This window comes from Kluyvera sp. CHPC 1.251 (assembly GCF_036759945.1).
Classification (GTDB): domain Bacteria; phylum Pseudomonadota; class Gammaproteobacteria; order Enterobacterales; family Enterobacteriaceae; genus Kluyvera; species Kluyvera sichuanensis.
Genome location: NZ_JAPKIC010000001.1, coordinates 2,867 through 16,825, shown reverse-complemented (window position 1 = coordinate 16,825; position 13,959 = coordinate 2,867). Strand labels below are relative to the sequence as shown.

Annotated in this window: 11 protein-coding genes and 2 tRNA genes (1 of these 13 running past the window's edge); 6 read left to right on the top strand and 7 right to left on the bottom strand. The window is 53.4% G+C overall.

Annotation, left to right across the window (positions count from 1 at the left end):
* Positions 1-17: 17 nt before the first annotated feature.
* Positions 18-413 (bottom strand): VOC family protein, encoded by a 396-nt coding sequence (locus tag V6940_RS00080; protein WP_333494371.1) that lies wholly within the window; start codon positions 411-413, stop codon positions 18-20.
* Positions 414-676: 263 nt separating this feature from the next.
* On the opposite strand from V6940_RS00080, the gene V6940_RS00075 reads away from it, so the two are divergent.
* Complete coding sequence (locus V6940_RS00075) at positions 677-1,660, top strand: DUF1852 domain-containing protein (RefSeq protein WP_333494370.1); 984 nt, start codon at positions 677-679, stop codon at positions 1,658-1,660.
* A gap of 27 nt (positions 1,661-1,687) precedes the next feature.
* On the top strand, positions 1,688-2,734 hold the full coding sequence (locus V6940_RS00070; protein ID WP_220438243.1) for a methionine synthase: 1,047 nt from the start codon (positions 1,688-1,690) through the stop codon (positions 2,732-2,734).
* 50 nt (positions 2,735-2,784) lie between these two features.
* Here the strand turns inward: V6940_RS00070 and glk are convergent, their stop codons facing one another.
* The gene (gene glk / locus V6940_RS00065) at positions 2,785-3,750 is read right to left on the bottom strand and encodes a glucokinase (protein ID WP_035895490.1); all 966 of its coding nucleotides are present in this window, start codon (positions 3,748-3,750) and stop codon (positions 2,785-2,787) included.
* A gap of 246 nt (positions 3,751-3,996) precedes the next feature.
* Here glk and V6940_RS00060 point away from each other — a divergent pair, with 246 nt between their 5' ends.
* Complete coding sequence (locus V6940_RS00060) at positions 3,997-5,235, top strand: ion channel protein (RefSeq protein ID WP_333494369.1); 1,239 nt, start codon at positions 3,997-3,999, stop codon at positions 5,233-5,235.
* Here the strand turns inward: V6940_RS00060 and V6940_RS00055 are convergent.
* The gene (locus V6940_RS00055) at positions 5,232-6,893 is read right to left on the bottom strand and encodes an alpha-keto acid decarboxylase family protein (RefSeq protein ID WP_333494975.1); all 1,662 of its coding nucleotides are present in this window, start codon (positions 6,891-6,893) and stop codon (positions 5,232-5,234) included. The two genes, V6940_RS00060 and V6940_RS00055, sit on opposite strands and share 4 nt — an antisense overlap.
* A 170-nt stretch (positions 6,894-7,063) precedes the next feature.
* Between V6940_RS00055 and mgrA the strand changes: the two genes are divergently transcribed.
* Both mgrA and V6940_RS00045 read left to right on the top strand, forming a co-directional pair.
* Positions 7,064-8,062, top strand: a complete 999-nt coding sequence (gene mgrA / locus V6940_RS00050; protein WP_333494368.1) for an L-glyceraldehyde 3-phosphate reductase — start codon at positions 7,064-7,066, stop codon at positions 8,060-8,062.
* Positions 8,063-8,187: 125 nt separating this feature from the next.
* On the top strand, positions 8,188-8,505 hold the full coding sequence (locus tag V6940_RS00045) for a DUF2502 domain-containing protein (RefSeq protein WP_333494367.1): 318 nt from the start codon (positions 8,188-8,190) through the stop codon (positions 8,503-8,505).
* An 81-nt stretch (positions 8,506-8,586) separates the two neighbouring features.
* Here the strand turns inward: V6940_RS00045 and V6940_RS00040 are convergent, their stop codons facing one another.
* Positions 8,587-9,822: an Nramp family divalent metal transporter gene (locus V6940_RS00040; RefSeq protein ID WP_333494366.1), complete on the bottom strand. Its 1,236-nt coding sequence runs from the start codon at positions 9,820-9,822 to the stop codon at positions 8,587-8,589.
* A 335-nt stretch (positions 9,823-10,157) separates the two neighbouring features.
* Between V6940_RS00040 and V6940_RS00035 the strand changes: the two genes are divergently transcribed.
* Positions 10,158-11,360 (top strand): NupC/NupG family nucleoside CNT transporter, encoded by a 1,203-nt coding sequence (locus tag V6940_RS00035; RefSeq protein WP_333494365.1) that lies wholly within the window; start codon positions 10,158-10,160, stop codon positions 11,358-11,360.
* A 50-nt stretch (positions 11,361-11,410) separates the two neighbouring features.
* Here V6940_RS00035 and V6940_RS00030 read toward each other — a convergent pair whose 3' ends face one another.
* The 3 genes from V6940_RS00030 to V6940_RS00020 all read right to left on the bottom strand — a co-directional run.
* Positions 11,411-13,603, bottom strand: coding sequence for a bifunctional diguanylate cyclase/phosphodiesterase (locus tag V6940_RS00030; protein ID WP_333494364.1), 2,193 nt, complete (start codon positions 13,601-13,603; stop codon positions 11,411-11,413).
* Positions 13,604-13,788: 185 nt separating this feature from the next.
* Positions 13,789-13,864: transfer RNA gene (locus tag V6940_RS00025), tRNA-Ala, on the bottom strand.
* 39 nt (positions 13,865-13,903) lie between these two features.
* Positions 13,904-13,959 (bottom strand) — tRNA-Ala (locus tag V6940_RS00020) (it continues 120 nt past the right edge of the window).

Genomic DNA, 13,959 nt, shown 5'->3' with positions numbered 1-13,959 from the left:
TACCCAGAACGTTAGGGTTACTTGTTCTGATAAAGATCCCAGCGGTTACCGTAGAGGTCTTCAAAGACCACCACCGTGCCATATTCTTCTTCTCGCGGTTCCTCGCAGAACGTGACACCTTTCGCTTTCATGGCATGGTAATCGCGCCAGAAATCATCGGTTTGCAGGAACAGGAATACCCGCCCACCGCACTGGTTACCGATAAAGCTCTCCTGCCGCTCGTTTGAGGCACGCGCCAGCAGCAAATTGCAGTCGCTTTCCGGGTTTGGCGAGACCACCACCCACCGTTTTCCCGGCTGCGGCGTATCTTCAACCAGTGTGAAACCCAGTTTGTTGGTGTAGTACTCAATGGCGCGGTCGTAGTCATCTACCACGATAGCCACGTGCCCCATGCATCGTTTCTGCGTTCTCATGTTTGCTCCATCAGGGTGTCGTTACCCTTTTATCATAAATGAATTTTATTCACCTTCTCAGCATCCCCTTCCTCAGCACCATGAACTTCTCTCATGTTGCAATGAAATTAAGTCGCTTTCCCTCTTCCACCGCCTCTGGCATAAATTATCAACATTAACTTATCGGCAACATTAAGACTGCTGAATGAGCAAACCAGAGCACAAACTCTGGGAACCAGGACGTGATTTTAATTTTCATTTCAGCACTCGGGATGCAAGACGCGATGAACAAAGACTTTACCTTTACGATTAAAAGCAGCCGTTTCGACGAGAACTATAATCCGGCGGAAAATACGCGTATTACCACCAACTTCGCGAACCTGGCCCGTGGGGAAAATCGTCAGGAGAACCTGCGTAATACGTTGAAGATGATTGATAACCGTTTCAATACCTTAGCGCATTGGGATAATCCGAAAGGCGATCGCTATGCCGTTGAGCTGGAGATTATTTCCGTCGAAATGAATATCGATGCGGAAGGGAAAACGAATGCCTTCCCGGCCATCGAAATTTTGAAAACGCATATTGTTGATAAGCAAACCAACGAACGTATCGAAGGGATCGTCGGCAATAACTTCTCGTCCTACGTGCGGGATTATGACTTCAGCGTACTGCTGTTAGAACATAATAAAAACCGTGCGGAATTTAACATCCCGGATACTTTCGGCGACCTGCACGGCAATATCTTTAAGCTCTTCGCTCACTCCGCAGAGTACAAAGCGAACTTTAAAAAATCGCCGGTTATCTGCCTGAGCGTGTCCAGCAAAGACGTCTACCGCCGTACCGGTAATGAACATCCGGTACTGGGCATTGAATATCAGCCAAGCAGTGCGTCGCTGACTGAGCAGTACTTCGGCAAGATGGGCCTGAAGGTGCGCTATTTCATGCCAAAAAACAGCGTCGCACCGCTGGCCTTCTTCTTCTCCGGTGACCTGCTGGCGGATTACACCAGCCTGGAGCTTATCAGCACCATCAGCACCATGGAGACGTTCCAGAAGATTTATCGCCCGGAAATTTACAATGCCAACTCAGCGGCGGGCCTGTGCTATCAGCCAGACCTGAACCAGCAGGATCACTCATTAACCAAAATTGTTTACGACCGCGAAGAGCGTAGCCGGTTAGCGATTGAGCAGGGCAAATTTACCGAAGAGCACTTTATTAAGCCTTACCAGAACATTCTTGAGCAATGGTCCGCAAGCTACGCTCTTTGATTAACGAAAAATACCAGGTTATCGAATATGAAAACATTGCTCCCTACTTCCACTGCTGGCAGCCTGCCAAAACCTTCCTGGCTGGCGCAGCCCGAGACGCTATGGTCTCCGTGGAAACTGCAGAACGACGAGTTAATTGAAGGGAAACAGGATGCGCTGCGTCTCTCCCTGCAGGAACAGCTGCTGGCCGGTATCGATATCGTCAGCGACGGCGAGCAGACCCGTCAGCACTTCGTCACTACCTTTATTGAGCACCTGAGCGGCGTCGATTTTGAAAAACGCGAGATTGTGAAAATTCGTAATCGCTACGATGCGAGCGTGCCGACGGTGGTGGGTGAAGTGGCGCGTCAGAAACCGGTCTTTGTTGAAGACGCACGCTACCTGCGTCAGCTCACTAAGCAGCCTATCAAATGGGCGCTGCCGGGGCCGATGACCATGATTGATACGCTGTATGACAACCACTACAAAAGCCGCGAAAAGCTGGCGTGGGAATTTGCCAAAATCCTTAACCAGGAAGCCCGTGAATTAGAAGCCGCTGGCGTGGATATCATTCAGTTCGATGAACCTGCATTTAATGTCTTCTTTGATGAAGTTAACGACTGGGGCATCGCCGCCTTAGAGCGCGCCGTTGAAGGGCTGAAATGCGAAACCGCGGTACATATTTGCTACGGCTACGGCATTAAAGCCAACACCGACTGGAAAAAGACGCTGGGCTCAGAGTGGCGCCAGTACGAAGAAGCGTTCCCGAAACTGCAGTCGTCGAATATCGATATTATTTCGCTGGAGTGCCATAACTCCCGCGTACCGATGGATCTGCTGGAGCTGATTCGCGGTAAAAAGGTGATGGTTGGGGCGATTGACGTGGCAAACCACGCGATTGAAACGCCTGAAGAAGTGGCCAATACGCTGCGCAAGGCCCTACAGTTTGTCGATGCAGAGAACCTCTACCCGTCAACCAACTGCGGTATGGCACCGCTGCCTCGCCAGGTCGCTCGCGGCAAGCTCAAGGCGTTGAACGCAGGGGCCGAGATCATCCGTAAAGAGATTCTGGGCCGAAAACCGCCTCTGGCATAGAAATAAAAAAACCGCGATGAACGCGGTTTTTTGTTTTATCGGGCCGGGGATTACAGAATCTGGCCCAGCGTCTGACGCAGATGGGCACCTGAGCCCAGCAGGCCTGGATTGTCGTGTACAATCAGGTAGACCGGGATCGGGTGAACGTAATCTTTAAAGCGGCCTTTATCTTCAAACCCGCCACGGAAGCCGGAGGCTTTGAAGAATTCGAGGAAGCGCGGCACAATGCCACCGGCGATATAGACGCCGCCAAAGGTGCCAAGGGTTAACGCCAGGTCACCGCCAAAGCGGCCCATGATGACGCAGAACAGCGACAGCGCGCGGCGGCAGTCGGTGCAGGTATCCGCCAGCGCGCGTTCGGTAATATCCTTCGGCTTGTAGTTTTCCGGTACACGGTTGTCGGACTTCACAATGGCCCGATAGAGGTTGACAAGGCCAGGGCCGGAGAGCACGCGCTCGGCGGAAACATGGCCAATCTCTTCGCGCAGCACTTCAAGAATAATCCCCTCTTCTTCGCTATTTGGCGCGAAGTCAACGTGGCCGCCTTCGCCCGGCAGGCTGACCCAACGCTTATCGACGTGAACCAGATGCGCCACGCCAAGGCCAGTGCCCGCACCGTAAACGGCGATCGGTTTGCCTTCAACCGGCTCGGTGCCGCCGAACTGGATCAGATGCTCTTTTTTCAGCATCGGAATCGCCATGGAGACCGCGGTAAAATCGTTGATGATTTCCAGGTGCGAGAAACCGAGGTTTTTCTTCATTTCCGCAATCGAGAACTGCCAGGTGTGGTTGGTCATCGCCACCCAGTCACCGGTAATCGGGCAGGCAATCGCGATACAGCCGTCTTCGACCGACACGTTATGCTCGTCGAGATAGACGCGGACAACGGCTTCCAGGCTTGGATAATCCAGACCGGAATAGGTTTTCGCCTGCGAAATTTCACCGCTGGCTAAATCGCACAATGCCAGACGCGCATTGGTGCCCCCAACATCACCCACTAAAGCAAACTTTGTCATTCCGTTACGGCTCCGCTAAAGTCAGAATAAATCTTTGTCACACTGTAAATTCAAGGCGCTTTCACGACAATGACGTTTGTGTGAGCACCCCAGGATTATCGATCCCGGTCACATTTTTTGCGTCATTCTTATCAGATGCAAAGGCCGGATGCGCTATTGCGCCGTATCGTTTCAGCATCATTTGCGCTGAACGTAACCGACGGAAAATGCAAAGTAACCTCAGCATTCAGTCAAAAGGATAAAAACATGCTCCACCCGCGAGCCAGAACGATGTTGTTGCTCTCTATTCCCGCGGTGCTGATCGGTATCGCCTCGAGCCTGCTTTTAATTGTGGTGATGAAAATTGCCGCCGTGCTGCAACATCTGCTGTGGCGCAATCTGCCCGCGACGTTCGGCGTGGCCTTTGACTCCCCTTTTTGGATAATCCTGATGCTGACCCTGACCGGCATCGCCGTCGGTCTGGTCATTCGCTATAGCCCCGGTCATGCCGGGCCGGACCCGGCCAGCGAACCGTTAATTGGCGCGGCGGTTCCCCCTTCTCATCTGCCGGGACTGGTCATTGCGTTAATTATCGGGCTGGCGGGCGGCGTGAGCCTCGGCCCTGAGCACCCGATTATGTCGGTGAACATCGCGCTAGCGGTTGCGCTGGGCGCGCGCTTCTTCCCGCGTGTCAGCTCGCTGGACTGGACCATTCTCGCCGCAGCGGGCACCATCGGCGCTCTGTTTGGCACCCCAGTTGCCGCCGCGCTGATTTTCACCCAGACGCTAACCAGCAATAACGAATCGCCGCTGTGGGACCGCCTTTTTGCGCCGCTGCTGGCCGCCGCCGCCGGGGCATTAACCACCGGCGTATTCTTTCATCCGCAGTTTTCACTGCCGATTGAGCATTATCAGACGCTGCGCATCGTCGATATTTTCAGCGGGGCGATTGTCGCCGTCTTTGCTATCGCCATTGGGATGGTTGCCGTCTGGTGCCTGCCGCATCTGCACGCATTGATGCACCGTTTAAAACATCCAGTATTGATCCTCGGCGTCGGCGGTTTTGTGCTGGGGATTATTGGTACCGTTGGCGGGCCTATCACCCTGTTTAAAGGGCTGGATGAGATGCAGCGGCTGACCGCAGGTCAGAGCTTCGGTGCAGGTGACTATATGCTATTTGCGCTCAGCAAGCTGGCGGCGCTGGTCGTAGCTGCCGCCTGCGGGTTCCGGGGCGGGCGCATCTTCCCGGCGGTATTTGTTGCGGTGGCGTTAGGCCTGATGCTCCATGCGCACGTGGATGCCGTTCCGGCGGCGATTACCGTCTCCTGCGCCATTCTGGGGCTGGTTTTAGTGGTCACTCGCGATGCCTGGCTGAGCCTGTTTATGGCTGCTGTGGTAGTGCCTGATACCACGCTGCTGCCGCTGCTGTGCATCGTGATGCTCCCCGCCTGGCTCCTGCTGGCGGGGAAACCCACAATGATGGTGCCGCGCAAACGTAAGGATTAATGGCTGTTGTTACGCGCCTCTAGCGCCTGTGTGACCGCTTTTAACAGCGGCGGAATATCCATTTTCGGCAGCATCACCTCAAGCAGGGTCAGCTTGTCCCGGTGGGCGGCGCGCGCCAGCGCGTCGCTAAGCTGCGAGACGTTGCTCACTTTCCAGCATTCGGCCTGACAATCCAGGTTAAGAGCCTGCGGCAACTGGGTCCAGTTCCATAGGCTGATATCGTTATAGCGCTCTTCCGGGCCATGAATCGCCCGTTCAACCGTGTAGCCTTCATTATTCAGCAGCAGGATCAGCGGTTTCAGCCCATCGCGCAGCATTGAGCTGAGCTCCTGAATCGTCAGCTGCGCGGCCCCGTCGCCCACCACCAGCACCACGCGCCGTTCCGGCTGCGAGGTCTGCGCGCCAAATGCGGCCGGCAGCGTATAGCCAATCGATCCCCACAGCGGCTGCACGATCAGGCTAGCCCCCTGCGGGAGCGTCAGGTCAGCAAGCCCGAACGCCGCCGTCCCCTGATCGCCCAGTATAATGTCGTGCGGCATCAGATATTTATCCAGCGTTTGCCAGAAGTGGCGTTGGGTTAGCTGACCGGTATCCGCCGCCGTCGTTTTCAGCACCCGGGCAGGCTGTATTTGCCACTGCGCGGAAAAGTCACGGCTCAGCGCAATCAGCGCATTCACCGCTTCCTGCATGCCTATTCCGCTAAACCAGCGTTTCCCGACCCGCGCAGCAAAAGGCTGGATTTCAATAGATTTTTCTGCCGGAATCTGGTGGGTGAAGCCTGCCGTGAGCGTGTCGGTAAAACAGGTACCGATGCAAAAAATAACCTCCGCATCTTCTATTGCGGCGCGCGTTTCCGGCTGGCTGGCACCGCCGCTGTAAGTGCCCACAAACCCAGCATGCGTCTCATTAAATAGTCCTTTGCCCATTAGCATGGTCGCGTGAGGGATCGGAACCGCATCCATCCATTTATTTAGCGTCGATTGCAGACCAAAGCGCAGGGCAAGCACATCGGCCAGCAGAGAGATACGGCGGCGGTCATTCAACAAAGCGCGAGCGTGCGAAACAAAATCGGCCAGTTCAGTCGAATCAACCGGCGTTTGTTTTGCCGTGAGAGCGTTTACAGGAGGAGAGGTTGGCAGCGCAGCGATATCCGCAGGCAACAGCAGATAGCCAGGACGACTGTAGTGCAGAATATCGCGCAGCACGCGGTCGATTTCATCGCGGGCGTTAGCGGCATCCAGCACGCCCTGCGCTACCGAGACAGGCGCGCTCATCTGGCGAAAGCGATCGAAATTGCCGTCCCCCAGGGTATGGTGTAAACACTCACGTCGCTGCTGAGCACCTGTACAGGGGGCACCGACAATATGCAGTACCGGAACGTGTTCAGCAAAGCTCCCCGCTACCCCGTTCAGCGCACTCAGCTCACCGACGCCGAAGGTGGTGAGCAGCGCGCCGCAACCCTGCATCCGCGCGTAGCCATCGGCGGCGTAGGCGGCGTTAAGTTCGTTCGCACAGCCGACCCAGCGAATCTGTCGGTGCGCGATAACATGGTCGAGGAACTGGAGGTTGTAGTCTCCGGGGACGCCAAACAGGTGGTCAACGCCACAGTCGGCGAGGCGGTCAAGCAGATAATCTGCCACGGTATAGGACGTTGTCATCATGCACCTCCTCCAGTCAGTATTCTTTGAGTATTGAGGAAGTGTTAAGGCTGTCCAGATTTCGTCAAAAAGTCCCCTGGAAAGCAATTTTTACAGATTTCAGGAGTGTACGAGTCGGTGGACATTCGCTAGTGTAAGCGTATACACAACCGGATAATCTGGAGGACACAATGGTTTACCAGGCAAGCCCGACGCGTTATGAGACCATGACGTTTCAGCGCTGCGGCAATAGCGGCCTCAAACTGCCGGCCATTTCGCTGGGGCTGTGGCACAACTTTGGCGACGAAACGCGAGTAGAAAACAGCCGCCAGCTGCTGCACCACGCGTTCGACCTTGGGATCACCCATTTCGATCTAGCCAACAACTACGGGCCGCCTCCAGGCTCTGCTGAAAGCAACTTTGGCCGCATTCTGCGGGAAGATTTCCTGCCCTACCGTGATGAACTGATTATCTCCAGCAAAGCCGGCTATACCATGTGGGACGGGCCGTATGGCGACTGGGGTTCGCGTAAGTATCTGATTTCAAGCCTCGATCAGAGCCTGAAGCGGATGGGGCTTGAGTACGTCGATATCTTCTATCACCACCGCCCGGACCCGGAAACGCCGCTGCAGGAAACCATGCGCGCGCTGGACCATATCGTGCGTCAGGGTAAGGCACTGTACATCGGGCTTTCCAACTACCCGGCCGAACTGGCTCGTCAGGCCATTGCGATTCTGAACGACCTTGGTACGCCGTGTCTTATTCACCAGCCGAAATATTCAATGCTTGAAAGAAGCCCTGAAAATGGCCTGCTTCAGGTGCTGCAGCAGGAAGGAGTCGGCTGTATCGCCTTCTCGCCGTTAGCGGGCGGGCAACTGACAGATCGTTACCTACACGGTATTCCAGCAGACTCCCGCGCCGCCAGCGGCAGCATCTTCCTGAAGCCGGAGCAGCTGACCGACGGCAAGCTGGAAGCCGTACGCCAGCTTAACGCTATCGCAGAGCAGCGTGGTCAGAAGCTATCGCAGATGGCACTGGCGTGGGTATTACGCCAACAGGCGGTGACGTCGGTGTTGATTGGTGCCAGCAAAACTGCGCAGCTTGATGATGCAGTGGGCATGCTGAGCAATCGGCATTTCAGCGCTGAGGAAAGCGATACCATCGATAGTGTTCTGCGCAGTATAAAATAACGGCAACTTTAGCAAAAAGTGCTCTCTCCTGACGATTTAAGAGTTACCCCAATAATCGCGGTATTTACCGAATTGTAATATTGCGTTAACAGGCCTTACAGGCCACGATCGTATAGGAGAGAAGTATGTTCAGGTCACTGATTCTGGCGGCAGTGTTGATGGCATCGGCCCCGATGTTCGCGAATGCTGGTGAAATCACCCTGCTGCCGTCCGTAAAATTACAAATTGGCGATCGCGATAATTACGGTAACTACTGGGACGGCGGTCGCTGGCGCGATCGTGATTACTGGCATCGAAACTGGTATCACCGCGATAACGGCTGGCACCGCGGTTGGGATAACCGCAAAGCCTATGAGCGCGGCTATCGTGAAGGCTGGAGCGACCGCGACGATCATCGTGGGCGCGGAAGAGGCCACGGTCATGGACACGGGCATCATCATTGATACCTTGCCGGAGTTTGCCGGATGGCGGCTTCGCCTTATCTGGCCTACAGGTTTCATGTAGGCCAGATAAGCGCAGCGTCATCAGGCAAGCAACGTCCCCAGCAGCAGCCACCCATTCAGCGCCACCACAATCGCCACAATCACCCAGCCAATTCGTTTAATCCACTGCGTATTGACCAGCTCACCCATCAGTTGGCGATTGCTGGTGAAAATCAGCAGCGGCACCAGCGCCAGCGCGATACCAAAGCTTAACAGCACCTGGCTCATCACCAGAATGCGCGTTGGGTCGAGCCCCATCAGAATCACAATAAATGACGGCAGCATCGTCACCGCACGACGGAACCACAGCGGAATGTGGAAGCGAATAAAGCCCTGCATCACCACCTGTCCGGCCAGCGTCCCAACTACCGTAGAGGAAAGCCCCGCCGCCACCAGACTCAGGCCGAAGATGGTTGCTGCCGCATGGCTCAGCAACGGTTCGAGGGTAAGATACGCCTCATCGAGGTCGGCAACACCAGTATGACCGTGGAAGTGGAACGCCGCCGCCGCCGTCGCCATCATGGCGAGGTTAACGAAACCGGCAATGGTCATGGCGATAGCCACATCCCAGCGCGTGGCGTGATAGCGCTCTTTGGCACTACCGCCATGTAGGTGCTGAGTCAGAGATGAGTGCAGATAGATAACGTGCGGCATGATAGTCGCACCCAGAACGCCCGCCGCGAGGAACACCGCTTCGGAGTTAGGCAGCGACGGAATAATCATCCCTTTGGCGAGCGGTGCCATCTGCGGCTGCGAGAAAACCAGCTCAACGATATAGGCCGCCGCCACAAATAGCAGCAGGCCGCCAATCACTTTTTCCAGCGGCTTTTGCCCACGGCGTTGCAGCATCAGAATCAGGTAGGTGGCAACCCCCGTCAGCACCGCCCCTTGCAACAGCGAAACGCCGAGGATCAGCTTAAAGCCGATTGCTGCCCCGATAAATTCTGCCAGATCGGTTGCCATAGCGATGATTTCCGCCTGTACCCAGTAGAACCAGACTACCGGACGCGGATAATGGTCGCGAATCTGCTCCGCCAGGTTTTTCCCCGTGGCGATACCGAGCTTCGCGGACAGCACCTGAATCAGCATCGCCATCAGGTTTGCCCAGACGACAACCCACAGCAGCTGGTAGCCGAAGCTCGCCCCAGCCTGAATGTTGGTGGCAAAGTTGCCGGGATCGATATAGCCGATGGCGGCAATAAATGCGGGCCCCATCAGCGCTAGCCGCATACGGCGCGCTGCACGACCGGTGTTACTCTCAACGCGACTGTTTGTCATGGTCTGCCTCAAAAACATAGCCTTTGCTATGTTTCAGGCTAACAGAATGCGAATGATTATCAAGTTCATTTGTAAAAGATGATAATGATTGCTCTGATAGCCGGAATCAATCGCCAGACTGGAGGTTGCGGGGGTTTGGTGTACGCTTAAGATGAGAGTAGTACAACAAGGGAACTTTTCATACATTTACTTAACATCACAAAAATGTATCTTTGATCACTAATTTTGAGTTTGCTCACAGGAACTAAATATAGTGGGATGGAGATCTCGTTTTATTTAATGATGTTACATAGAATGTGCAAGAAAATTTAACCCGTCTCATGTTTGGAGCAAATATGGACCGCGTCTTGCATTTTGTTCTCGCGCTCGTGGTGGTAGGTATCCTGGCCTTGCTGGTCAGCACCAACCGCAAAGAGATTCGCATTCGTTATGTTATTCAATTACTTGTCATTGAAGTTTTACTGGCATGGTTCTTCCTGAACTCTGATATTGGTCTGGGCTTCGTACGTGGCTTTGCCGAAATGTTCGAAAAACTGCTTGGTTTTGCGAACAACGGGACCGACTTCGTCTTCGGCAGCATGAACGATAAAGGTCTGGCCTTCTTCTTCCTGAAGGTTCTCTGCCCTATCGTCTTCATCTCCGCGCTGATCGGTATTCTGCAGCATATCCGTATTCTGCCGATTATCATTCGTGCAATTGGTACCGTGCTGTCTAAAATCAACGGCATGGGTAAGCTGGAATCTTTCAACGCCGTCAGCTCCCTGATTCTGGGCCAGTCTGAAAACTTCATCGCTTATAAAGATATCCTCGGTAAAATGTCCCGTAACCGCATGTACACCATGTCGGCCACCGCGATGTCTACCGTTTCCATGTCTATCGTGGGCGCATACATGACCATGCTGGAGCCGAAGTTCGTTGTTGCGGCGCTGGTACTGAACATGTTCAGCACCTTTATCGTTCTGTCGCTGATCAACCCGTACCGCGTAGATGCCAGCGAAGAGAACATTCAGATGTCTAACCTGCACGAAGGACAGAGCTTCTTCGAAATGCTGGGTGAATACATTCTGGCAGGTTTCAAAGTTGCGATTATCGTTGCGGCAATGCTGATCGGCTTTATCGCCCTGATCGCTGCGCTGAACGCCCTGTTCGCGACCGTTACCGGTTGGTTCGGCTACAGCATCTCCTTCCAGGGCATTCTGGGTTACATCTTCTATCCCGTTGCATGGGTTATGGGTGTACCGGCAAGCGAATCCCTGCAGGTTGGTAGCATCATGGCGACCAAACTGGTTTCTAACGAATTCGTTGCCATGATGGATCTGCAGAAAGTCGCCGCTGAACTCTCCCCGCGCGCGGTCGGCATCATCTCCGTATTCCTGGTTTCCTTCGCTAACTTCTCTTCTATCGGTATCATCGCTGGCGCGATTAAAGGCCTGAACGAAGAACAGGGTAACGTGGTTTCCCGCTTCGGTCTGAAGCTGGTTTACGGTTCTACGCTGGTGAGCGTACTGTCCGCTTCTATCGCGGCACTGGTTCTGTAATCTACCCGCATTAAAAAAGGGCCTGTAACGTTGTTACAGGCCCTTTTTATTTATGACTCGGTCTGGTAGCCAATATCGCAAAGCGGTCTTGGCTTATCAATGAGATACCCCTGCATATAGTCCACACCTAGCTCCACCAGCAGCGCCTGCTGCTCCTCGGTCTCGACATATTCCGCCACAACCTCCAGATCCTGCATCTCCGCCAGCTCGCAGATGGAACGAATAATCATCGCATCCATTGGGTTAGCGAGTACGTCACGCACAAACGCCCCGTCAATCTTGATGATGTCGGCCTCAAGACGCTTCAGGCGCTCATAGTTGGCGTAGCCGGTGCCGAAGTCATCAATCGCAATCTGGCAGCCGAACTCCCGTAATCTATTGAGATTCTGAATGCTGATATCGGAGTTCGAAAACGCCTGCTCTTCGGTAATTTCAATAATGATGCGCTGAACTTTCACCCGATAGCGTCGAAACAGCGCAATGATTTCCGCGGCGCTCTCCTTATGCATCAACGTGTAGGGCATCAGGTTGACGGAAAAACGCTGCCCTGGAAACGCCGGCAGCGAGCGGAACAGGTTTTCCAGCACCTGCATGTCGAAGCGTTTGCTCAGGTTGAACTGCGTCAGAATGGGGATAAATTTATCCGGCATCACCATGCCGTTAGCATCCACCAGTCGGCTGAGGATTTCATAGTACCCTTCGCCCGATGGTTTTCTGATGGGCTGCGCGTAGAGGACAAAATTGTCCCACTCCAGCGCGCTTTTAATGCGGTTGAGGAGCACAACGCGGTCTCCGGTTTCGTCAAAAGCCTCCACCTGACCGTTATCCAGCTGCAAGATCTGGTTCTCTTCACCCGCCTGCTCTGCCAACCAACTGAGCTGCCCAAGCGTATGGTAGAGATTATCGTCCTGCGTACGCACCCTGCCCCACGAGATGCCATATTCCAGCGTCAAGAGTGTGTTGTTCCAGCGAATATCCTGGCGCTGCAGGAAATCCACCAGATGATTGAGCCGCGCTTCAGTGTCTGGTCCATTTAACACCAGCAGCAGTTCATTGCCCGGCAGCTGGAACAGCTTCTCATTGCTGTCAAGCTTAGGCTGCAGCACCTGGGTGATACTGCGTTTGCACTGGATACGCATCATCATGCCGTAGTGGCGGCTGAGGAAGTCCAGGTTTTTGATGTGCAGGCAACAGACGCTGGTGACGCCTGGCATTTTCATATAATCCTCTAGCGCACGTAGGTTAGGCAGCCCGGTCAATGGGTCAAGCAATGCCTGCTCGTGCCACTTCTGCTTGAGATGTTTACTGCGATGGTAAATTTGCAGCATGTATTGCAGACAGACGGTAAACGAGATCAGCGCCGACAGGATAAATGAGAGCGAGTATTGGGTTTGGATACCGTGCAGGAAGTTTTTGTTGTACATCACCAACATAAAGGCGGACAGCGTCCAGCTCATAATGATCAACGGATACGACAGTTGGCTGATACCGAAGGCAAAAAAGATAAAGATGATGGGAACGAGATAACCGGCAAAATAGCGCTCACCGAATGGTGCACAAAGAAAAAACAGCATGCAAATCAACGCGAGGAACCAGGAGATAACGAAGCATTTCCCCTTTAGCCCCGTATAGCCCGCAATGTTTTTACGCCAGAATACTCTTGCATAGCGGGTATTCAGGCACATCCGTATTGGATAATAGAATAGTTTAGTAAATATTAAGGATGCACAAACCAACCCTTGAATATCAACAATCGCATAAATAACGGAGGTTATATTAAAATAGCTAAACATTACGGCGGGAACAATAGTCACCTCGCCCACTAAATACATCATAACCTTAGCTAATATCGGCGTCGCAAAGCCAAGCCAAAAAATACGTAAGCCAATGTGATGGATAGCTAATCCATGACGCCAACGCCGCCCCAGAATGGAATATAAAATAAGGCTTGAAATACAGACAGCCGTTAACTGACAGAACAATAACACTAATGAATCAAAAGGCGAAAGGTGCAACTGCCAGTAGTTGGTGGCGATAAAGCCTAGCGCCAGAGGCAGCACTGCATGACGGCCAAACAACATCATCAGCGCAATCATTACGCTCAGCGGTAACCATGCCAGATATACAGAGTGACCATCATAAAATGCGGTCGGAGAGATATATCGAGAAGCAGGAATCATCACCAGGCTAATAGCCAATGCCAGGACGAATTTCCTAATAGGGGTATTCCGTTGCACAGTCATGCGTATCTGCCGATATCCTTTATCGTACGTAGAGTGACTGTTCAAATATTATTGATAGTTATTATTCGAAGCAAACCGAGTTGAGTAAATCCTGATCTACGCATGCCTTTTATAATATAAATGCTGTTTTTTTGTTCACATGCACAAAGCAAAAAACCCCCGCCATAGGCGAGGGTTTCGAATTTTGGTGGAGCTAAGCGGGATCGAACCGCTGACCTCTTGCATGCCATGCAAGCGCTCTCCCAGCTGAGCTATAGCCCCACATTTTCTTTACGTTCCAAACCTGATGGGAGCAGGATTTGGTGGAGCTAAGCGGGATCGAACCGCTGACCTCTTGCATGCCATGCAAGCGCTCT